The organism is Treponema berlinense (assembly GCF_052273165.1).
Classification (GTDB): Bacteria; Spirochaetota; Spirochaetia; order Treponematales; family Treponemataceae; genus Treponema_D; species Treponema_D berlinense_A.
Window position 1 is genome coordinate 1 of record NZ_DAVZIU010000028.1, and the last position, 24,482, is coordinate 24,482.

At 40.1% G+C, this 24,482-nt stretch carries 5 protein-coding genes; 4 read left to right on the forward strand and 1 reads right to left on the reverse strand.

Annotation, left to right across the window (positions count from 1 at the left end; genetic code table 11):
- Positions 1-93: 93 nt before the first annotated feature.
- From ACT6XC_RS08390 to ACT6XC_RS08405, 4 genes are all read left to right on the forward strand, one after another.
- Entirely contained in the window at positions 94-10,152 is a 10,059-nt protein-coding gene (locus tag ACT6XC_RS08390) for an Ig-like domain-containing protein (protein WP_443741474.1), read from the forward strand.
- Between the two features lie 350 nt (positions 10,153-10,502).
- A complete protein-coding gene (locus ACT6XC_RS08395; protein ID WP_288583235.1) occupies positions 10,503-11,552 on the forward strand; it encodes an ABC transporter substrate-binding protein in 1,050 nt (349 codons plus the stop codon).
- Positions 11,553-11,675: 123 nt separating this feature from the next.
- Positions 11,676-13,406 (forward strand): ABC transporter permease, encoded by a 1,731-nt coding sequence (locus ACT6XC_RS08400; RefSeq protein ID WP_443741475.1) that lies wholly within the window; start codon positions 11,676-11,678, stop codon positions 13,404-13,406.
- Positions 13,407-13,409: 3 nt separating this feature from the next.
- Positions 13,410-14,492 carry an ABC transporter ATP-binding protein gene (locus ACT6XC_RS08405; RefSeq protein WP_443741476.1) on the forward strand — a complete coding sequence of 361 codons (1,083 nt, stop codon included), beginning with the start codon at positions 13,410-13,412 and terminating at the stop codon, positions 14,490-14,492.
- Positions 14,493-14,630: 138 nt separating this feature from the next.
- On the opposite strand, the gene ACT6XC_RS08410 is transcribed toward ACT6XC_RS08405, so the two are convergent.
- On the reverse strand, positions 14,631-24,395 hold the full coding sequence (locus ACT6XC_RS08410) for an Ig-like domain-containing protein (RefSeq protein ID WP_443741477.1): 9,765 nt from the start codon (positions 24,393-24,395) through the stop codon (positions 14,631-14,633).
- Positions 24,396-24,482: the final 87 nt, after the last annotated feature.

Sequence of the window (24,482 nt, forward strand, 5' to 3'; positions counted from 1 at the left end):
GGAAGCGAATACGATTCTTCATCAAATACATACGTTAACGGAACAATCACGGTCAAGGGAGCTGTAGAGGAGACAAACCTCGAAAGCGTAGTAATGCAGATTTTTGTCGATGGAAGCGCGGTTCCTTATTGGACAGATAATTATGGCAACCCGACCGATACTCTAAATTTAGGAAAAGTCTACTCATTCAGCCAGACAGTTGACACGACAAATTCAAAAATCACAGACAAAAAGTCTCTCGAAATAAAAGTTACGGCGACAGACAAGGTCGGAAACCAGACAACATATTCTTCTTTGACTGATTCTTCATACCGCAATCTTGTGGTTTTGCAGGAGACAGACCGACCAAAAATCTCTCTGAACAATGCAAGCAATTCAGATGAATTTAAAACAGATTCAAAAAGCATCAATGCGAACAACGGAAACTTGTTCGGAACGATTACGAATAACAAACTCACCGCGACTGTAAGCGATGATGACTCTATTGTGTCTGTAAATGTTACAGTCTATGACAAAGACGGAAAACAGCTTTTAGCTGACGAATTTCCTGTAAATAAATCTACATACAATCTCTCTTATGCTCTTCCTTCCGAAGAAGGAGTCTATAAGATTTGTATTGATGCTTATGACTACGTGGAGACTGAACTTTCTAAAAACGAATATGGAAAAGGCACAACCGGCGAATTCTTCATCGCGGTTTCCGCAGGAGCGCCGGTAATCACACTGAATTCGGTAAAAGAATATCAGCCGAAAAATCCTGAAATTTCAGGTTCTGTAAGTTCTAGCGAAGCAACTGTTTCAGCCAAATTTATTGATGTTGACTCAAATGCGGAGCTTGACCTTCAACCTGCGGTTATTACGGTTAATAATGACTCTATTTCTTCAGGCAAAACTTGGACTTCTCTTGTTAATGAACTTCCAAACGGCAATTACAAAATTCTCTTTACAGCTTCAAATGCTTACAAAGAATCGTCAACTGCGACTACAAAATTTACGGTTGATGATGTTCCTCCAACCTTAACAATTACTCAGTACGGTTCAAATGCTCCTAGCGGTGGTGTTACATCAAAAGTTGATTTCCATGTGATTCCATCGAACGAATACACGATAAAAGGAACTGCGACTGACAGCGTAAGCGGTGTTGAATCTGTTCTCTTTAAACTTGGAGTGCTTGCGGAAAATGAAACGCCTTCTACAGCTAACGGCTGGAATGCAGCTTCAATTTCTTCAGGAGGAAACTGGACGGCGGTTGTTTCAAGCGATATGCTTTCTGGGCTTGCGACAAAAGACGGCTCAACTGAGTATATTTTTCATGTTGTTGCTGTAGATAACGCTGGAAACAAAACTGGCAATTTGGAAAAAGACTATATTTCAATTTATCCAGATAATGAGCTGCCTGTTGTTGGCGATTTAAGCGCAACTTTGGATGGCGCTAAGATTAATGGCTTTAATATTGCAAGTCGAAACAACAAAGGCGATTTTGTAATTTCTTCAGTTATTTCTGATAACGGCGGAATTGCTTCTGTTTCTATTCTAAATAATAACGAAAGTCTTTCAGACAAAGTTTCAGTATCAAATACCAACGGACAATACAGTTTTACAATCGACAAGTCTGTTGTTAAGGACGGTTCAAATATTTTCACCGTAAAGGCAAAAGACAAGGCTGGAAACGAGAAGTCTTCAAGTATTACGATACAATCTGACACAACAGCTCCAAATGTTGTTATAAGCGGCATTAGCCCGACTGTAACAAAAGAAAACGAAGAATATGTGAACGGAAAAATCACTGTTACGGGTATTGCTTCCGACACCTTGGCACTTGCTGAAAAATCTTTTTCAATAGAAGTTTCTGATTCAACAGGCGTAAAGAAGACTGTTGAAAATCTCATTGCTTCTGGTGATTATTCTTTGAGTGGAACTTATAAGAGCTGGAATTTTGTTCTTGATACAACAAAACTTGCGGACAATGCTTCTTATACGATTAAAGTTTTTGCCGAGGATGCCGCTGGAAATCCTTCTGTGGCTGAAAGAACAATAAATGTTGACCAAAGCACTGACACTCCTGTCTTAACTCTTACAAATGCTGATACTTCTATAATAACTCTTGGCGCAATCAATGACGGCGAGAAAAATATCTTCGGCGTAAGCTCAAACAACGTTTTAAAAGGCACAATTACCGATGACGACGGAATAAAGACTGTAAAAATTACGCTTACTCCTGAAAATGGAACTGCAACAACGAAGGAGCTTTTAACAGGCGGAACTTCAACCTCTTATAGCCTAAATCATGCACTGCCTTCAACTGAGGGTGGCTATACAATCGAAATCTTTATTGAAGATACAAAAGGTGAAACTACGGTTTCTTCTATAAATAAAAGTTTTGCACTTGCAGTTGATTCGGGCGCGCCTTCTATAAAGATTGAGACTTCTAACGGCGGATATTATAACGGAACTTCAACTCCAGTAAGTGTTGTGGGAACTGTAAGCGATGGCAGCGGAAAAATTACTTTGAGCGCAGTTTACAGCAAAGACGGCGAAAATTCTGCAAGCGGAAATTATGAAAAAGAAGTTTTTCTTTCTGACGGAATAGCTTCAATAAACGATACGATAGGTATCTCTTCGATTTCGGATAATACGAGCGACGGTTACACCACAGTATACAAAGCAAAAGACCGCTGGGGACAGACTTCTTCGGCAACGTTTAAATATTATAAAGACTCTGTATTGCCAGTTTTCGATAATGAAAATTCAAGCGTTGCAGGAACATCTACAATAGAAAAAGTTCTTAATTCTTGGTTCAAAGACGAAACACTGTCTGTTACAGCCGCATTTATCGAGAGTGGAAGCGGCGTTGACACTGTTTATTTCTGGCTTGATCCGTCAAGTTCTGCTGACGCGGGCGTTGTTTCTGGCGACATTACAAAAAATTCTGCGAGCGCGACTGCAAGCAATTCAAATGGCAAGGCGACAGTAAAAACTTCAATCAGCGGATTTACGGAAAGCAGCACGGCTCATACTCTTGAAGTTGTCGCAGTTGATAAGGCTGGAAACAAGAGCGCGACACAAACATATTCGATTAGAATTGACTCTACTGCGCCTGAGTTTGCAAGTTCTTATTATACTTTTGACGGTGTAACTTTTGCAGATGCGAGCGGAAGTGTTCTTTCTAACAAAAAGAAGGATATTACGGTTTATGGAACTGTAAGCGATACGGCTTCTGGCGTTGGTGAATTTGACTCAATAAATATTGCCGGCACAAAAATAACTAATGCGTCTTTTGAGTACTCTTCAAGAGAGCTTCCGGCTTCTGCAAGCGAGTCTGAAATTTCCTCTTTGAATTTTGTTTCTTACTCAGAAATCACTGAAAAAACAGACATAAAATCTTGGAAACTCATTATTCCTGCTTCAAGCATAAAAGACGGCTCTGTAGCTTTGACTCCGACAGATACGGCTGGCAATGGAAAAGGAAGTTTGCAGAAAATATTCACATTTGAAGTTGACACGAATGCTCCTTCGGTTGGATTTACAATTCCTTCTGTTTTAAACAATGTTGCGCTTTCTACTGTAAATGGAACTTCGACAATTACAGGAAAAATCACCGAGGCGAAAACTCTAAAATCTCTTGAATTCTACTATTCAACAAAAAAATCTGATAATTTAAGCGATTACACAAAACTTGGCGAGACAATTACAGACGCTTCCGCAATTTACACTTGGTCAAAAGAATTTGACTTTAATGCACTTTCTGCTGCGGAAAATGCCGTTGATTCAAGTGGAAATTACACAGGAAAAGCAAGTCTTTACGTTCTTGTTGCCGCAACAGATATGGCGGAAAATGCAAACTTCGAAGACGGCAAGATTACAAACTCTGATGGATTTGTTGAAATTCCTGTTGATTTGAACGGAGACGTTCCTACTGTGAAAATTACAAATCTTACAGCAAAATCTGACGGCTCATATTGGCTAGTAGGTGGCGAAAACGCGGCAATTGAAGGAACTCTTTCTGATGATGACGGAAGTATTGCCGAATTTATGATTTTCGAGACTCAGATAACTGTAGATTCTGATGAAAATCCTACAATATCAATGGCAGAAAATGCAAAACTTGTCTGGAAAAAAGGTGAAAACGACTTTACATATCAGCCTTCAATAACGACAGATGGAAAAAAAGAACTTTACTTCTATATAAAAGATGCTGCCGGTGGAATTTTCTATACAGGAAAAAACACAAACAAGCAGTTTACCGAACCGAAAATTCAGGTTAGAAGCGGAACTGCGCTTCCTAGCGACAGCGCTTTTGCTTACACATCAGACGGAACGGCTCCAAAAGTATCTTCTGTAAAAATCGCCTATTCAAATTCCGAAAATGGAACTTATTCTGAGTTTGAGACATTCACCGCTGGAACTATTGTCGGCGGAACAGAAAAAAGATATGCGAAGTTCAAGATTGAAGCGAGCGATGATATTGGAATCGAAAGCGGAATCTTGACGATAGAAAGTTCTGCAAGCGAAACTTTGACATTTACAAATGCAGATGAAAATAAAATTGCTGTTGCGACATCAAATGTTTTCGACTTGGCTGCACTGTTAGGCGGTAAACTAGGATATGTCAATGTTTCTGTCGTTGTAAAAGACAAGAGCGGCCAGAGCGGAAACGCAAGTTCTGTATTCACGCTCGACAATGAAGGGCCTGCCACATTCAATGTTACAACACCTGTGCTCGGCACTATAAGCACTTCCGATGTTACAATTTCGGGAATTGCTCAGGACGGAAGTGGCTCTGGAATTATAAGCGTTGAGTTTGCCGTTCCAACCGCTGCTCAAAAATCAACTGCAGAATTTGCTACTACAAACGTGGATGGAATTTTATCTGTTACAAATTATTCTGATACGACTTTTGCAGGCGACTTGAAAGAAGGCTCTACAGCCGGATTGTGGAGTTTTGTATTCTCTTCAATCGGCGACAATGGCGGACAGCTTACTCAATATACAGAAGCTTATGAGAAAGATAACTCCGCCTATGCTATTTCAAAAAACGGATATATTTATTCTATTCCATTCTGGTTCAAGTTGATGGATAATCTTGGAAACGTTTCTGTTTGTCAGTATGAAATTTCTTATAATCCGAACGCAAACTGGCCTACCGCATTTGTGACAACGCCAAAAACAGGAACTATTCTTGGCACAAGCGCAGATTTTGCAGGAACTGCAACAGACAACAACAATGTTACTGCGGTTTACATTCAGTTTGACTTGAACGGTGACGGCAAATTTGACGCTTCCGACAAGGATCTTTTTGCTGCGAATAATAAAGAAACAATTTATTCTGCTTCTGACTTGAACTTCAACGAAGGTGGAGCAATTTCTTCTTCTGATCCTGACTGGTGGGGCGTAAAATTGAGCGGAACTACAAGCTGGAACGGTTCATTTACGTTGCCTCAAACTAAGACTGAATCAGATTCTTGGCAAGTCCGCGCCTGCGCGGTTGACAATGAAAACATTGCCGGTCTTTGGTCTGACGGAAGTGCGACAAGCGATGCCGGTTCAAACGGCGTTGTAAAATTCCGCGTTGATGACGACGCTCCGAAAATCGGTTTGTCAACTCTTTATGTTTCAAATGACGAAGGAAACCGCTCATATTCTTCTGATATGTACGTTTCAAAATCTGTAAGCGAAAAATGGTATTTAAATATTTCTCTTGAAGATAAAGATTCTGGAATCAATATCGAAAAAACTACAGTTACAGCAAAAGCAAGCAGCGGCTCAACTGCGACTGTAACTGGCTGGACAAATGAAAAGAAAGGTGATTCGATAACTTATGAGGGAATAAAGTATTCTAATTACAATATAAAAATTCCTCTCGACTTAAGCACTGAAGGCACTGTAACTTATACAGTCCGCACTGTCGACAACTCAAAGGCTGCTCTTTCTACATCTGCGACTTACTCATTCACTGTTGACAATACGGCACCGACTGTAAACGCAGTTCAGTTCCGTGGCGAAAATCTTGATATGAGAAAACTCTACAATACGAACCGCGAGGCGGAAATTTCTTCGGTTGTTCAAGATGATATTTCAGGCATGGCAAGTCTTAATTTCTTCTTTGAGCGCGGAGGAAAATATTACGTTCCGTTTGCGGGCGGTTCTGCCGACAAATGGAACATGGTGGAAACCACAGGAAAAGATTTTGTTTTGACCGACGGAATTCCTGGAGTTAGTGTTGCTGGAAGCGGAAAAGCAAAATCTGACACATTCGAAATTTCTGGTTCTTCTGCGGACATTTCATTTATCCGCGCAGGTGGAATCATAAAAATTGACGGAAGCTATTACAATATCAAGACTGTTTCTGGCTCAACTGTTACATTTGATGGAACTTTAGCTCAAGACGTAAAAAGCGCAATATTCCCTTACTCGCTTTCTGTAAACTACAAGACAACAACATCTGAAAACTCTGCTTGGTCAGAAGACGGAACTTATTCTGTAGGAAATGATGACGGAGACGGACTTGTTGAGACTGTTGCAAAATCGGGAGCAAAGTGGACTTGTACTGCAAGTTTATTAAGCGACTCAATTGCAGACGGAACTATTGTTCTTCATGCGATTGCAATTGATGCTGCTGGAAACGTAAGCAACGACGTAACAACACGAACGATGATTTCAAACCACGCCCCACGTCTTGCAAAAGTTCATCTTGCAACTGACTTGAACGGTGACGGTTCTTACTCTTCAAACGAGATTGAAGAATTCAGCGCATTGGATGACAATGGAAAATCACAGGAAGTTGTAACTCTAGCAACAGATATTTACGACTTTAATTCTAAGATTCCTGCTAATACGAACGGCAAGACAAACGAAAAGGCTTACTTTAAAGTTACAGGAGACCTTGTTGTTGCTCCAGAATTTGTCGGTGGACACGAAGGACAGGGAAGTGTTTATTATGATGCTGTCATAGGTTCAAAATCAGAGCCGACTTGGAATTCTACAGAAAATCTACACGGCGAGCTTGCTAATTCAAACGACAAAGTTGCTAGCATAACTGCTGGCATAACTGAGGGCCGTAATAATGTCTTGAAGTACCTGACTCTTTCAGCTTCTGATATGACGGCTCGCTTCAATAAAGAAGATAATACCGGCACAATCGCTCTTTCTTTCTGGGATTCTTCAGAAGTCTACGGATTTACAGGTGATAAAGATTCTGGATATAAGACAGACGGCAACAAAATAGCCGAAGGAACAGCTTCTAAGCTAGCAGATTCAAGCAGCACGCATTACTCAAATTTCGGCTATCAATGGACAGTTGCAAATATTCCTGTTTATTTTGATATAACCGACGATGTGGCTCCGACAGGAACAATCACACCGTTCTATTGGAATGGAGAAATTGAGTCTGCTAAGCCTGCTGAGTATAATACAAGTAAAAACAACTCAATTGTTTATTATGGAAGCACTAGAATCGGTCATATTGATATTAAAAATACTCCAGATGTTTCAGGCACGATAAAAATTGAAGGTGATATTTCAGATGACCAAATTATGCAGAGCGTAACGGTTTTAGTTGGTTCTATAAAAACAAAGGCCGTTTATACTGCAAGTTCTGCAGAATGGTCTGATGGAACTGTTAGCGATTCAGATTCAACAATTGCAACTCTTGCGGATAACGGTTATGTTCTTTCAATTTCTAGCAATAGTTTGACCCAGAATGGACACAGTGCAAAATGGACTCTTTTGCTTGATACTTCAAAACTTGTAAATGGCAAGAATCAAATTGTTGTAACAACAACCCAAAATAAAGCTGCAAGCGGAGGAAAAAATCTTTCTTCAGACGCAGGCACTGACGCTACTTCAAGCGGAGCATTTACAGGATATTATCTAGTAAATGTTGTGCCGTATATAACTAAAGTTGAAAGAACAAATTCTGAAATTGCGGCTGGCCATTCAGATTATGGCAACATAAACCGCTCTAAACTTGGTCATTATCCTGTTGCAGAAGGCGAGTCTTTAACGGTTTATGGCTGGAATTTTGGAGAAAGCGCAACATGGTCAGTTGGAAGCGGTTCTAAAGAAGTTTCACCAGTGGCAGGCAATAATAATTTGTATTCATTTGAAATGACTGTTCCGGCTCAAAGCGGAGCGTTGAAAGTTACGAGCGGAAATATTGACAGCGTAAACAACTCAAATTCAGGCAATAATCCTGCAATAAGAGGAAATGCGCTGGTAAACGGAATTTCTGGTGAAAACGGCTACAATGCTGAAACTTATGCGATGCGTGGAAACTCAACAAAATATTGGGCAAATGATGACAGATATTTTGAAGTTTGGAATTTGGGAAATTATTTTAATGAAACTAATAATGGTGCAGAGTTGCAGAACCCAGTAATGACAGCCGATGCAAGTGGTAATTTATATGCTTCTTGGGCGGCACAATCAAACTCTAATATTATGTTCAGCTATGGTGTTAATGCCCCAGCAACTCCAATATTCCGTAATTATGATCAACCTGCAACTTATACAGGTATTGGATTTGACAGAAAAGGCTCTTCTGGTGGTGCAAGTGTCGCATTTATTCCAGAGCACCAAGGTTATGGTGGTACTTATTCAATGTCAGGACTTTCTAGTTCTCAAATTGTAGGTGGAATGGGGGCAATACAGGTTACAAAGGCTGATATATCAGTTGGTACTGTTTATAATGGGCTGAAAGTTCAAGTAACAGGAAATCCTGGTTATAGAATGGACGATTCCAACTATACTGCTTATTATAATCTTTCGAATTATGATATGACCCATAGATTAGGTTCGTTTGCAAAACCTAAGTCTGTAAGGTATGGAAACTATTTGCATAATATTTGGTATGACACTGTTACAGAGAGCCTTAGGTATTCTGTTGTGGATACATCTAGTACGAAATATGGTACAACAATAGCGGGACAACGCACAAATGGTAAGGCTGGAGGTCTTGTAGGCTGGGTTGTTCTTGACGGCGGATATACAGGTCAGGATAGAGTTCACAATTGGACTGCAAATGCAAATGCAAAAGACAATAATTCACTTTCTGCAGGAGAAAAGAATGCTGTATGGATAGGTGGAGCTAGAACTAATACTGCGGCATATTCGAATGTTTTGTTTATTGCTCCTAACAGCACGCAACGTTATGCATCTAGTAACAATCGACTTTCTGCAACTACGAAGGAATCTATAACTACAAAAGAATTACAATCTGATTACTTCCCAAAAGTTGGTGATACGATTGCTCTTATGCAATTGGAAGCTGGTAACTATAAAACTTCTTTGCGAAAATTGACAGGTGTACCTGACAATGGTGTAAATGGAACATATACTTGGTCTGGAGCTGTAACTCATAGTATTCATGGAGCAACGATTTATGGGGGAGATTTGAATGTTGTTGGAGTTGATTCGATAACTGAAAGTGATGCAACTCATGAAGGCTCTTCTGGTTCTTCTGCTGATGTTGATGTTGACTCTAATGGTTACCCTGTTGTTGCTTACTTTGATGATAGTTCATCAAAACTGAGAATTGCAAAAGCTTCAGTCCAAGAACCTAATTTAGCTTCTGGCTGGAATCGAATAGTAACATCTTATAGTTGTTCCGGCTCTGTTTCGATGAGAATCGACTCGAATAACAATATCCATATAATGTTCAAAAACGAAGATGGTCAGCTGTGTTATCTTTTTGGAGAAATTTCGGGAACAACTTATAACTTTAATGCTCCAGAAATTGTTGATGAAACAGGTTCTCTTGATTATGGAAATATTTCTATAATTGAAACAGGAACTGAAAAAAGTAAAATTTCAATTCCTTGTATGACATACCTAAACAGTGCTGGAACAGCACAGGCTGTAAAATATGCAGTTCGAAAAGTACCTCCAACTTATGACTCTTCAATATTGTCGCAAAGCAGTCTTAGTGATTCTTGGGATTACATGATTATTCCTTCAATGGGAACAGGTCATTATGCAGTTTCAGAGAATCAAATTAGCATAGAAGGCCGAAAAATAGGCTGGAAAGATGATAAAACAGACACACTTAAAAATGGAGGAAAGATAGAAACATCAACAGCAACTCCTGCAACAGTTGCTTCTGTAATTGCCTTTAAGTCAAAACAGTTTGAAACCGCATATTTAAAAACTGAATAATATCATCAAACATTATTTTCAGTGTCTTTTTTAATACCGGCTTTCTGCAAAAAAGGAGGCCGGTATTTTTTTTGTAAAGAATTGTGCGCCGGATAGTAGAGGCCGCTTTGCGGGTGCTTGCACCGCAGGCGCTGTGACGCCGGAGCCTCGGATAGCCGTTTGTGCATAATTTGTGCGCCTTCTTTTTATTCTTTTATTGATAATTCTTTTGTTTGCTAATTAAAAATTTCGGTCGTATAATTAAATCAGAAAGTTGCTTGCGGGCGATTTTTGAAATTTGTTGGTTTTGCTTTTTGCGAAACTGTTTTGTTTGCTGAAATTGTGTTTTTTCAGCGCTTTTTGGAGGATTTATGAAAAAAATTTTAGGTCTGCTTTGTATTTCGGCTATGGCTTTTTCGTTTATGTCGTGTGGTGACAAGAAAAATGCTAAAAATGCCGGCGAACTAGTTGTTTACGGTTCTTGCGAAGAAGAATATCTTGCTGCTGCCTGTGCAAAATTTGAATCTTTGACTGGCGTGCGAACGACTTTCCAGAGACTTTCGACTGGAGAAGTTCTTACAAAAATCGAAGAAGAAAAAGGAAATCCTTCGGCTGACGTTTGGTTTGGTGGTACTACTGACCCTTACAACGAAGCTGCGGCTAAAGGACTTTTGCTGCCTGTTGAGCCGAAAAATGCAAGTCATCTTGTTGGTAAGCAGTTTAAAGATGCTAATAACAACTGGTTTGGTATTTACCGCGGAATTCTGGGCTTTTTCTGGAATACGGAAGAACTTCAGCGCTTAAAACTTGAGCCTCCGAAAGATTGGGACGACCTCTTAAAGCCTGAATACAAAGGTCTTGTTTCTTTTGCGAACCCTAATACTGCCGGAACTGGTAAACTTATCGTAAATACGATGGTTCAGCTCAAGGGCGAAAAAGCCGCTATGGATTATTTTGCTAAACTCGACAAAAATATCTGTCAGTACACAAAATCTGGTTCTGGTCCTTCAAAGCTTGTTCCAACTGGCGAAATTGTAATCGGCATTGGATTTTTGCACGACGTTGTCTATCAGATTGTAAATAACGGTTACACAAACATTGGAATGACGTCTCCTTCTTCTGGAACTTCCTACGAAATCGGGGCAACTGCAATCTTTAAGGGAGCTAAAAACCTTGACAATGCAAAAAAATTCATCGAATTTGCGCTTTCTCCAGATTGTGTAAACCTTGCACAGGACAATGGTTCTTATCAGTTCCTGGTTATCGACAACGCAAAACCGGTTGAAGTTGCCATTAAGAACGGTTTGGACAAGATTGAAACTATGGTCTACAACTTTGATGATGCAAAAACTAACGGTCCAAAATACTATGCTGAATTCTTTGAAGTAATTTCAAAAGATGACCGCGTAAAGACAAAGTAATTTATTTGTATTTTTGAAAGGTCTGGCTGTCAGAAGACGCATAAAAGTTATAAACCAAATGCGTTTTTTTGGTGGCCAGATTTGAATTTCTGCTTTTTATCTTGACTTTTTATGGGAAAATAAATGCCAAAATCACAAGGACGAGCTTTAGACAGAAAAAAACTGCTTGCAGATCCTATTCTTGTTGCTGCAATTATCGGGATTTTTCTTTTTTTATTCCTGTTTATTTTATATCCGCTGGCTATTCTTTTGACAGACAGTGTTGTTGTTGAAAAAAATATAAACGGAACGACTTTAAAAACTATCGGTTTTGCCAATTTTATAAAAATCTTTAAGATGACGAATTTTCGCCATGCCATTTCGAATACGCTTTGGCTCGGTCTGATTTCGGGAATTGGTTCTACTGTAATAGGTTTTTTGTTTGCCTATGTTGATTCTTACGTTGATGTTGGCTCTAAAATCGTAAAAAAACTTTTTGGCGTTGTGTCTATTCTTCCTGTTGTTTCTCCGCCTTTTGTTCTTTCACTTTCCGCAATTCTGCTTTTTGGACGGACTGGTGTTATTACTCGCGGACTTTTTAATATGAATAATACTCAGCTTTACGGCTGGCGCGGAATTGCTCTTGTTCAGATTCTGACTTTTTTCCCTGTCTGCTACATGATGCTTAAAGGACTTTTAAAAAACATTGATCCGTCTCTTGAAGAAGCGGCCCGAAATATGGGTGCGAGCAGGTTCAAGGTTTTTCAGACGGTTACTTTTCCGCTTTTGCTTCCAGGAATCGGAAATGCTTTTTTGGTTTCGTTTATTGAATCTGTAGCGGACTTTGCAAATCCAATGATTATTGGTGGCAACTTTGATACTTTGGCAACTTCGATTTATCTTCAACTGACTGGCGCTTATGATAAATCTGGAGCAACTGCAATGGCTGTTGTTCTTCTTGTAATTTCGATGGGACTTTTTATTCTGGAAAAATACTGGCTGGAAAGAAAGTCTGTTGCTACTTTGACTGGAAAGGCAACGAGGGGAAGGGCTGCAATCACCGATTCAAGCGTAAGAATTCCTTTGGTGACAATATGTACGCTTTTGACGGTTTTTGTAATTTCCATGTATATTCTTGTTCCTTTTGGTTCTCTCTTTAAAATTTGGGGACGCGACTACCATCTTTCTCTAAAATGGTACGAATATATTTTTAAAAATAAGGGCTATCGTGTTTTTACGGATTCAATGCTTCTTTCTGCAATTGCATCTCCGATTACGGCCTTGCTTTCTATGATTATTGCATATCTTGTCGTTAAGCGAAAATTCTTTGCCAAAGGGTTTATGGAATTTGTTGCAATGCTTGCAATGGCTGTTCCGGGAACTGTTCTTGGCGTTGGTTTTATCCGCGGTTACAATTCGGGACTTTTTCATTCCGGAATTTTGTCGAGTCTTTACGGTACAGGAGCAATTCTCGTAATTGTTTTTATCGTCCGTTCGCTTCCAATCGGAACTCGTTCGGGAATTGCGGCTTTAAGGCAGATTGACCGGTCAATTGAAGAAGCGGCCTACGATATGGGTGCAGACAGTGCAAAGGTTTTTCAGACTGTTACGTTGCCCCTTATCAAGGAATCTTTTATCAGCGGACTTGTAACAACTTTTGTGCGTTCGATTACTGCAATTTCGGCAATTATTCTTCTTGTAACTCCAAAATATCTTTTGATTACAGTACGAATAAATGAACATGCAGAAAAAGGAAATTACGGAATTGCCTGTGCTTACGCAACAATCTTAATCGTAATCACTTATGTAGCAATCACGATAATGAATTTTGTTCTTGGAAAATTGGGAACAAGCAAACCGACAAAAGAGGTGTAAATTATGGAAAGAAAAGAGCCACAGGGCGTTAAACTCGAAAATATTACAAAAATCTATCAGGATCCAAAAACAAAAAAGGATTTTGCCGCTGTTGACAATGTTACCCTCGATATAAAACCGGGAAGTTTTGTAACTCTTTTAGGACCTTCTGGTTGTGGAAAAACTACAACTCTGCGCATGATTGCAGGTTTTGAAAGTCCTGACCATGGCGAAATTTATCTTGGTTCAAAGGCAATAAATGAACTTATGCCAAATAAGCGTGATACGGCAATGGTTTTTCAAAGTTATGCGCTTTTGCCACATTACAACGTTTTTGACAATATTGCCTACGGCTTAAAACTCAGAAAACTTCCAAAGGAAGAAATCAAAAAACAGGTTTTTGACATGCTTGACCTTGTAGAACTGACTGGAATGGAAGAAAGAATGACAAACCAGCTTTCTGGAGGGCAGCAACAGCGTGTAGCTCTTGCAAGGGCTCTCGTAATGCAGCCCGGCGTCCTGCTTTTTGATGAACCGCTTTCTAATCTTGACGCAAAACTCCGTGTAACAATGCGTACAGAAATCCGAAAGATTCAGCAAAAACTCGGAATTACAGCAATTTACGTAACTCACGACCAAAGCGAAGCCATGAGCCTTTCCGATGAAATTATTCTTATGAAAAATGGCAAAATCGCGCAAAAAGGCACACCGCAAGAAATTTACTACAGTCCAAAAAGTGAATTTGTTGCAGATTTTATTGGCGAAGTAAGTTTTCTTTCAGGAAAAGTAAAATCAGTTTCCAGCGAAAATGTTGTCGTAGATGTAAACGGCATTGACGTAAAAGCCGAAAGTTACGGAAATCTTGTTGTCGGGGATTTGTGCAAAATTGTCCTGCGTCCAGAAAATGTCCAGCTTTCGGATTCAGGAAACGCCATTCCTTGCGAGGTTGTTTTTTCAACTTTCATGGGCGCTTACCAGTATTATCAGGTCAAAGCGGACAATACCATAATAAAAATAAACGATTACAATCCGCGTGCCCACAAAATTTACAAAGCCGGCGACAAAGCATATTTGAACCTGGAAAATTCAAAACTCCACGTTCTTTAATTTTTTCAGGAGCGCACCACAATCAAAAACCGGCTCTGCACGGTTTCGCTAACGCTCCATTCAAAAGACGGAAAGTTTTTCCGCCTTTTGAACGCTTCGCGCCGTTCCGATCCGGGCTAAAGTTTAGCTTTTAATGAGCTAACGCATTTGTGCGGTTTCGATACAAGAGCCTGTGCTACCAGAAATCTGGTAAGCAAAGACTGCATTTTTAGAACCGTTGCCATAGCACTTGCTTTCTTCTTCAGAAGATGTGTAATCGCCTGTTTTGCTGTAACTGTAACTTGTTCCAATATTGTTATTAGCAGGTTCTTGTCCATCTGTTGTAGACCAGGTTAAAACACCGTCTTTTTTAAATACACCGATGTTGATTTTATCTTCTCGGTTTGTAGTTGGTCTGCTAGGAGTTGGAACTACTGTTACTTCCCAAGCTCCAGTAAAGCGTTCGTTATCATCAACTCCTGCTGGAACTTTGTTTTTATGAGTTGTGTCTACAAGGTATGCGTATTTTGGAGCTTTAATTGCCGCTGTAAAGTATCCAATATAAGGAATGCTGTTTCCATTTTCATCAATTGCTACATCAAGAGTTAAATGTTCACCAACAGCTCCAGAGGCATCTACCGTACAAGAATTTTCAGCTTCGCTATAAGCAGAATTAAAGTTGTCCAAATAAGCATATTTTACATCGCCATTGCCAGCATAAGCTGCAATATGGATATGATTGTTTTTATCTACTTCAATATGACAGTATTCGCCACCTTCTTCAAATATTGTTACAGGTGTAGACCAGCCACTAGCAGTTCTGTCGCCTTTAAGATTAGACCAATTGCTGATTGGATCTTGATAATACGTATATTTTAAACAGTTGTCGTAAGCATCGTACCATACAACACAGGCTACATCGGTTGAACCGTTTTTTGCAATAGCAATATCTACATATTGACCGGCACCACGTCCGTTTATTGCAGAAACAGTTGTCGTTCCGTTGCTTGCAGGGAAAGTTCCTCCTGTCTGAGAGTTATTTGCAATTATCTGACAGTTGTTCGTACTGTAATAACTTGAATTGCCAGTTTTATATTCGTCGACAAAGCCACCATTATTTGGAACGCTTGTATTTGCAAAAGAGCCTGCTCTAAAGCGAATTTCATCTGTCAAAGCATCGTAATTTACAAGGTAGAGATTCGTAGTATTTTCGCTTACAGAAGTTGCAAATTCAGAAGAAAGGTATCTGTACTTCATAAGAGAATAATCGAATGTTCCCTCACCAGTTTTGTAAGCAATTTCTTCCAAACGTCGTGCATTAAAATTATGACGGTTTTTTTCGTTTAAGGTTCCTCCCGTGTCATGTAAACCAATTCCCCATCGTCCTGTATAAAATACATATTTATCTACAGAACCTCCGTTATTAGTATCGCCACCAGATGCTACAGAATATGTGTATCCAAGACTGTCTACGGCAAATCCTACGCTAGGTCCTGCGAATGTATCCCAGTCACCAGCCCAGTAACGGCTTGAATAAGTTTCATCTGCCATACTGTAGAACAGACCTCCGTTTGCAAATGCAAAGTTAAGCATTCTTGTGGCTTGATTAACCTTCATTTGAACGCCTGTTGCCATACCGTTTATTGGAACTGCCGCACGGTCGTTAAATTCCCATACATCAAACACAAGGTCGTCCGTGAGGATATTGTTTGTATCTCCGTTTCCTTGTCGGTTATACATGTTTTTATTTGCTGTTCCAGCTTCAGTTGCGCTACCCATTGCATCATTGTTATTGTAATTGTTAATGATGTTTACTCCATTTACTGTTGCATTCAGTTCTCCAGAAGCAAGTTTTTCTACATTGAAATTTATCTGAGATAAAGTAGAACTTGTCTGTGCTTCTGCTGTTACTGAAATTGCAGAATTGTCCTTGTCTTTTATAACAATGTTGCTTCCGTTTAAGTTAAAGCCGTGAAGAATTACATCTTCTGAAGTAGTTGTCTTAAGAATTCCGGATTGGACATTGTTTACTATTGTCTGAACAGGATAATGCCCTCTTGCTGATCTGTTGTAAACAGACCAATTTGTCTTTTTCTGTTTTGAAAGTTTTGTTTCAACCTTGACTACGTACGGTACAACGTCAACCCGATATGTGGCTTTGTTATAAACAGTTTCGCTTGTATCCAAAATTTCATTGCCGTCTTTAGTTGCTGTAGATGTTTTTTGCCAACTATAGTTGTTACCGGCATCTTTTGCAGCAAAACCGATAATTTTATTAACTCCTGTGACAGTTTCAATTTTGCTTGTATCCCAGTCGAGCTTCCAGGTTACTCTGTGACCTGACTGGTCAAGTCCACCGTCAGTAACTGAAAACTTCCAGCCATAATTATCAATGTCGCCTGATTTTATAGTCCATACACCTTTTTCAAAAGTTGCAAGTTCGACCATAATTCGTTCTACAGAATCCGAATCTTCTGTTGTAGCAACCACTGTTGTAGACAAAGTAGTTCCATTTTTGAACGTAAATCCATCAATTACTGCGTAAAGTGCAGTTAATCGGGCGTCGTCATAAGCAGAACCGCAGATGCTGATTTTTCCAGAAACTTTAGGGTCGTTATCTTTTAAGTCAGCCGGAAGGTTTTTCTTAATAGTTTCAGAAACTTTTTCCCAGTCACTTTCAAGTTCAATATGACCTTTGAGATCTGTAAATGTTTCTGCCTTTGCTGAGTCATAAATTGAATTGTCTGTAATGCTATTCCAGCTAAAAGGATCAATTACCGAATTTGGTCGAACACTGTCAGTTTGCTTTATCACAAAATTCTTTACAAACAGTACCGAATACTGGCTGTCTGTTCCCTGTGTTGTTTCTTCGGTTTTGTCCCAGAATGTAAAGCTTATTCCTTTTTCTGCTGTGTCACTTCCGAGTTCACCTTTATCCATTACAAATCCGTAAACTGAATTGTTTTTTGAATTTGCGGTGAGTTTTAGGGCGGAGAATTTGCCGTTTAAATCTCCCAGCGTTTTTTCTGTATTAGTGCTTGTCGTATCGCTTGCAGATGCTTCTTTTACCGTTCCTTTTGTTGCATCTGCGTTAGTCGCGCTCAAGTTTGGAATCATACCGATTGTTCCGTTTCCGCCGGTAAATTCTGGTATAACGGCAAGTCCGTTTTTAATCGTGAATTTTCCTGCTGGATATTTGAACGTGCTGTCTTTGCCCGAAACTGTTTCTGTAAAGTCGAGAGTATAAGTTTTTTGTTCTATTCCTCCTTCTGCTTTCAGAATATTGTATTCAACAATTTCTTCGAGTGTTGAGTCTGAAGTATATTTTCCGTCGCCGTTCAAATCTGTTCCAAGCCAAACTTTTGCAAGTCGTGGAGCATTGTTTGCAATCGTAAGGTTAAAACTTGTTCCGTTTACGTTTCCTGCAGCATCGAATGCGAGCATTACAAGGGTTACAGGACCGTCTGGCATATTGTAAGAGTGAATTGTTGCGTCCCAAGTCCATGTTGTTCCTGTTTTTGAGAATGTTTCTGGCATTCCGTCGCCGTCATCTCCGCTTTCAAAAGTGAATGGATTTGCTGAATTGCTTTCTACTTTTTCGGTGGCTGTGTTGTCAATAACCTGAGCAATAGGAAAGTATGCGGTTACGGAAGTTTTTGCCTCGGACATTGCAGGTTCAAATGTTGCTGTTGTTCTGTCAAGTTTTGTAATTTTTCTATACAAACCGTCAATGTAGATTAGTCCGCCAGTTCTAATGTGGGAATCTGCCGAGGTAAGTGTAAACGTGTCCTTAGTGGCGCTTGAAGTCTGTTCTTTTGCATACAGATAGAATGTGTGCTCTCCTTGCTTAACTGGCAATTCGGTCAAAGTAGAAAGTGCAATTTTGCTTTTGTCCGTGCCTGTTGTAATCATCGGGTCGAGAAGAACTTCGTTAGCAATCGTAGTTTTTGTTGTGCCTGACTTTCTCATAAAGTAGAACAAAACTCTTTCTACTCCGGAACCTGAATCTTCGGATTTTCCGCCTACTGTGTAAACGTAGTTTGAATCTTCGATAATTCCGTTTGGTGCCAAGTCTTGTCCGTTTCCTGTAAGGCTTTCGAGTGTTGGCGCTGTGTTGTCGAGTTTAAAAGAGAATGTTTGGGTTGCAGTGTGTTCTGCATCGTTTGCCGAAATTGTGTACGAAACAGAATCCGAATTCTTATCGATAGGAATGTAGAGTCTGCAACCTTTTTTATTTATAGACTTGTCTTCAACGTTGCTCTGAACATAATATCCGCTTCCTTCTGCAATCGTGTTTGTGTCTTTTTGAACTGAGTAGCCTGTAACTTCTGTTTCGTCTAGAAGAGTAAGTTCAAGATACCACTGTCCTCTTAAGAACATATCAGAAACGTAATTCTGACTTGCTGTATACGCTGGGAGTTCTGCTGGATTTGAAGTGATTTCATTTTCGTATTGTTTTAAAATGCTGTTGATTACTGGCGCTTTATCATCAATATGAATTGAAATTACGTTGTCAACACTTGTCCAGGCACCGAATTTTCCTTCAGCATTTATGCCACAGGTGCGGATTTTTATATTCGTTGTAGAACCATCTGTTTTTGGATTGAGTTCTCCTTTTTCGTTAAGAATAATGTTCCATGCGGCCGTTCCATTTGCCTTAATTCCCCACCAGGCGTCCATTTCGGCCTTCGTTGAGAATCCAAACTTTTTAAGCATAGAAGAATCTATTGCTTTTGTCGAATAATCTGTTCCTGTTATTTCTTTTACAATATCGTAAGCTGTTAGAACAGTGTATTTATATTTTGTTGAGGCTTCTGTTTTGTCAGAATCTGAGAAAGAGCCTTCTTCGCTTGCAATCTGATAATAAACAGATTTTACGGTAGTTGTTCCGCTTGGAATTATCGCACTTCCTGTTGCACGGATTATACCTCCAAGAACAACATAGTTCTGGCTATTTCCATAATCTGAAACCGTCGGATAGAGGAAGTCGAGTTTTGGTTTGTCGCCGTCAGGGTTGTGGCGCAGAGCGTAGTTTTCATAAATCGAGTAATTTCCGATTGCGTCTGTTGCCATAAAATAAACTGGCAGAGCATAAATTCCGTCTGTTATATCTGTTGCAAAATCGGAAGAATCATAAGTGTCGAGAGTTGGGTTTCCGCCTTTGAAAATAAAATTTTCTGTGTTGGAAGTTGCATCATCGTTTTTACCGTCAAAGTCAAACTGCCATGAAGTAAGTGTCGCTGTTGCTGCAAGAGAGTCTTCGCCACCATTCCAATTTAAGTTTCTCAGGTACTCAAGTTTTTCTGTGCCTGTTTTTGTATTTGCAATAGTTACATATTCTTTTTTTGGAATGAGCCATTGAATATTTGCAGTTCCTGCGCTTCCTGTGTCGGTTGCGGTTCCTCCAATACTTACTATTCCTGTAACTTCTGTTCCGCTTATTGGGGAGCGAATTACGATTTCTGGAGCAGAATTGTCTATGAAGAATGAGTATGAGCCGTTTCCTGCAAGCCCTGCCTTGTCGTAAGGAACAATTTTTGCAGTGTACTGGGCTGTGGTCATAGCGCCTAAATCTACAATATCTGTTGTCCAGATTGAAGTTGTTTTATCATTTTGTTTTTGTTCTATCGTTCCGCTTGTTGTAAATCCGCTGGTACTTGTTATTGAGTCAGAAGTCCTTAATTTTAGAACAGATTTATTGGCTTCATCAAACAGTTCAAACGTCATTCCGTCAATTCCGCTTGCGTCATTTGCTTCAAACTGGAATTTTACAAATCTTCTTTCTGAGCCACCAGCAACAAAACTTGTGTTAAGAGTTGAATTTGACTTATTAAAATCGAATTTTTCGCCATTTGCGTCTGTTGCAACATTTGTTCCTGTTTTGTCCGAATAAAGAACCCCTTTTCCTGCTGTTACTGTCGGACTGTTTGAATCCGAATTATAAGCAAAAACCTTTGTCGCAAGAGTGTCCTCGAGTGGTTCTGTCTTTAGGTACAGTTTCGGGTTTTGGAGATATGTTGTTTGTCCGCTGGAATCTGTGCCTGTCAAAGCCGTTGTGTAGAATTCGCTTCCGTCGTTGTCTTTTATATAGAAGTAAAGTGTCTTTGCTCCGTCTTCTGTGTTTTTCGGCTCGAACGTAAAGTCGCCCGTAGTCGGATTGAATTTTTTCGCCAGGTTTTCTACACTGCCGCTTCCGTCGTAAGGGCTTTCTGAAATAACAAAGTCCTCTACCACTTTGCCTGCCGTTGAGTCGTCGTCGGAAAGAGTTCCCGTAACCTGCGCGTTTGTTCCGTACTTGAGGATGAAAGTTCCGTCTTTAAGCCTTGCAAGATTGTCTATCTTTACAACCGGACGGTCAGAATCCTGGTTTATATTTAGGGCTATCTCTTTTGACACTCCTTCATTCTTCGCCTTGTCGCTTATAACAACCCTTACGTAGACAGTGGAGTTGTCTGTAAACTTCGTTGTGTCAAATCCTGTCACGCTTATTACAGAATCCGAGATGTCAGCTTTGTATTCTTCGCCGGCATTACCGCTCGAAAGTGGTGTCCAGCTTGTTTTGTCTGTGCTGTATTCAAGTTTAAGCGTGCTCTCGTCGATTTCCTGGTTGTCGGTGGCGCTTCCGCTCAAAGAGATAGTCTTATTTACCTTGTCTGATGGAGAAGCCAGGGAAACAACTGGAGCCTTGTTGTCCAAAAGGAAGTTGAACATTCCAAGCGTTGTCGAGTTTCCTGCCTTGTCTTTTACAGTTACTGTTGCAGAACCGCTTGCAAGCTTGTCCGCCGGAACTGTAATTGAATAAACTTGTTTTCCGTTTTCTTGAGAAGAAGGAGTTCCGGAAATTGCAGGGGAAAGAGTTTTGTTTCCGATTTTTGTAAGCTCAACAGAGGCAATTCCGCTGTAAGAGTTTTCTTTGTTTGAAGTGTCATCTGCAGCTTCCAAAGTGAATGTAACATCTTCTTTTCCGTTTACAAGCTTCTGCTTATTCTGGGCAGCAAAATCCGTCATTGAGTTTTCGGCACTGTCGCCGTCAATAGATTTTAAAGCAGGCTCTTCTGGCGCAATAGAATCCACGAAGAATGAAAGCGTAACTTCTGAAGTTTCGTTTCCAGCCTCGTCAACCGCCTTTATCTTAAGAGAATTTACTCCCTGCTCAAGGTTTTCTATGGTGAAGTTTCCGTTGTCCGCAGGTTTCCAGGCAGTCGCAGATGTAGGGTCTTTTTCGTCGTTCAAATTGTAAAGCAGGTGCTCAACGTTTGTTGTCTTATCCTTTGCCTTTGCCGCAACCGTCAGAGATGTTGAATTGTACAAGCTGTATTCAACACCGCCAACCGTGATTTTTTCTGAGCTTTCTTTTGAACTTACATAAGGCACTTTTGAGTCTTTGTTGTCTGTGTACCAGTAAGGCTCTGTAGTATCTGTTGTAACTCGGCAGGTTGCAGTTGAAGTGTTTTTGGCTATGTCTTTTGCGGTCGCGGTGTAAGTGTGAGAGCCGTCCTTTGTCTCGTTTTCTCCTGTTGCGCTTGATGATGGCGTTAATGTTACAGACCAGTTTCCGTCGAGTGAAACTGTCGCAGTGTAAGATTTTGAAGAATCAAGGGAATCTGTTATGACAACGCTTTCAATTCCGAGGTTGTCAGAAACTGTTCCTTTTAAATCAAAACTGCCTTTTGTCGCTTTTTCAGGATATTCCGAAACTGTAACTGTTGGAGGAGTAATATCAACCATTATATCTTTGATTTCTACTGTACTTAAGTTTTCATATTTGTCTCTTGCGACAATCGAGATGGACGTTGTTCCGTCTTCTTTCAGACTTGCAACAACTGTGCCTGTATAAGAGCCGTCATCGCCTTTTTGGAGTGTCGTTGTCGAATTTGCAATAACACTCGAAACTCCGGACACAGTGTCAGAAGCACTAGCCCTTATGTTAAATGTAGCGGAGCCGTAGACACTATATTTCTCATGGGTGAACAACACTTTGTCAAGAATTTCTGCACTGAGCTTTGGCGGAGTTTTGTCGTAATAGAACTCGACTTTTGGCGCAGCTCCTGAATTTTTGAGAACGTCTTCTGCCTCTACGACAAGAGAATATTTTCCTTCTTTATCTTTAGGGATTTCGATATTTTCAAACTTCCATTCGCCTGATTCTGAAATTTTCTGTTCGCCTGTTATTTTTTCTGAAGTTTCAGATTCAGGATCTTCCTTAATCGTGTATTTTATTTTTTTTACGCCGCTTCCTATGTCGCTTACATTTCCTGAAATTGTGATTATTCCGTCTTTTGTATTGTCGCCTGCAGCCGGGCTTGTCACAGAAACCGCTGGAGATAAGGTGTCATAAGTTACGATTATGCTGTATTCGCTCTGGTTTCCAGCCTGGTCTGTAAGAACGATTTTATATGTGTATGTTCCGTCCTTTTCTACTTCTGGTGTATATGTCCATTCGTTTTCAGACTGAGGAGTTGCACTGTTTCCGTTTATTTTTATATTTATAGATTCAAGTTTTTCTTCTGTTATTGTTCCGCCGAGCGAAAATCTTTCTTTTGCATAGTAATAACTTCCGTCGCTCTTTAATTGCGGTGCAGAATCTCCATTTGAATCAAAAAGATTTGTTCCTGTTAAGCTTGTTGTCGGAAGTGTTGAGTCTATATAAAGAGTGATAGTCTTGTTATCGTCGCTTATGTTTCCAGCCTTGTCTGTTGCTTTTATATGAACTGAATAATTTTTCCCTTCTTCAACATTTAAGTCCGTAAGAGAAATCGTCCAGCCTGTTTCGCTTTCTGTTTTTGTAAGCGTTGCCAAAAGCCAGCCGTTTTCTGTTGAAGGAGTGTCTTTTCCTGTATTGTCGCCAATGTAATAGTAGACGCTGTCGATTCCGCTTCCGCTTTCGTTGTCGGCGCAACTTCCTTTTATTGTCTTTATGTTCATCGGATTGAGATGGAACTTTTGCGGTTCTGTAAATCCGTTTTCGTTTTTAATCGAGTTGTATTCTGTTATTTTTACAGCAGGTTTTTCGTTGTCTACCGTGAATTCCGCTTCCGAAGAGTTTGATTCGCCATATTTATTTGAGGCAGTAAAGCGAACCGTGTATTTTCCGTTTTCAAGCGAGTTTCCGTTTTTGAGAGAAACTGTCCATTTTTTCGTATTTGCTCCTGGCTGGCTGAGCATTTTTGTGTATTCTGAAAGTTTTGTTTCGTCGACATCTTCGCCGCCAATGTTTGCTTTCGTGAATTTGGCGCTGACACTTGCCTGTGTGCTCGAAACTATTCCTGTAAATGAAGGGGTTGCCGTCAGGTAGGTTTTTACAGAATCAAGGCTTATTGTCGGCGCTCCCGCAGAAACTGCAACATAGAATTTTCCTGTCGAAGATGTCTTCGCTTCTCTTTCTCCTGAAAGCTCTGTCGATAAGATATCGTCTACCGCAATAATTTCAACTTTGTACACTCCTTCGTCTGACGGAAGTGCAAAAGAGGCGCTGTAGGTTGATTTTCCGATATCCTTTTTTGTTATCGGGTCGATGATTTCATCCCCAGCTTCGTTGTAAACTTTCATCGTAACGCTTTTTATGAGGTCGTCGTCAGAAACTGATACTGAAATCTTGTTGTTCGAGATTACTCCGAACAGATTGCCTTTTTCTGTGCCTATATTGCCGTTGCCGTCCTTTTCTGTAAATCCTTCGATGCTTGCGTTGTTCAGTGTGATTACAGGCTCATCCGTCTTCTGTGAAATTTTGAGACTTTTGTATTCTGAATCTGCTGCGCTGAGAGTTGAATAAGTTGCACTGTTTCCGACCTTGTCTGTCGCCGTAACTCTTACATCGAGCAAAACTTCGTCTAAAAGCTTTGTCGTGTCAATCGCCTGACTGAATGAGTAGACTTTTCCGAGGTTTCTTGTTTCCTTCAGCTCACCTCCAGCATAGATTTCCATTACTACGCTTTCGAGGTTTGTCTCTTCAACTGAGCCTTTTACAGTGACTGTTCCGTTTACAAACGGCCCTTTTTCTCCTTTGTATTC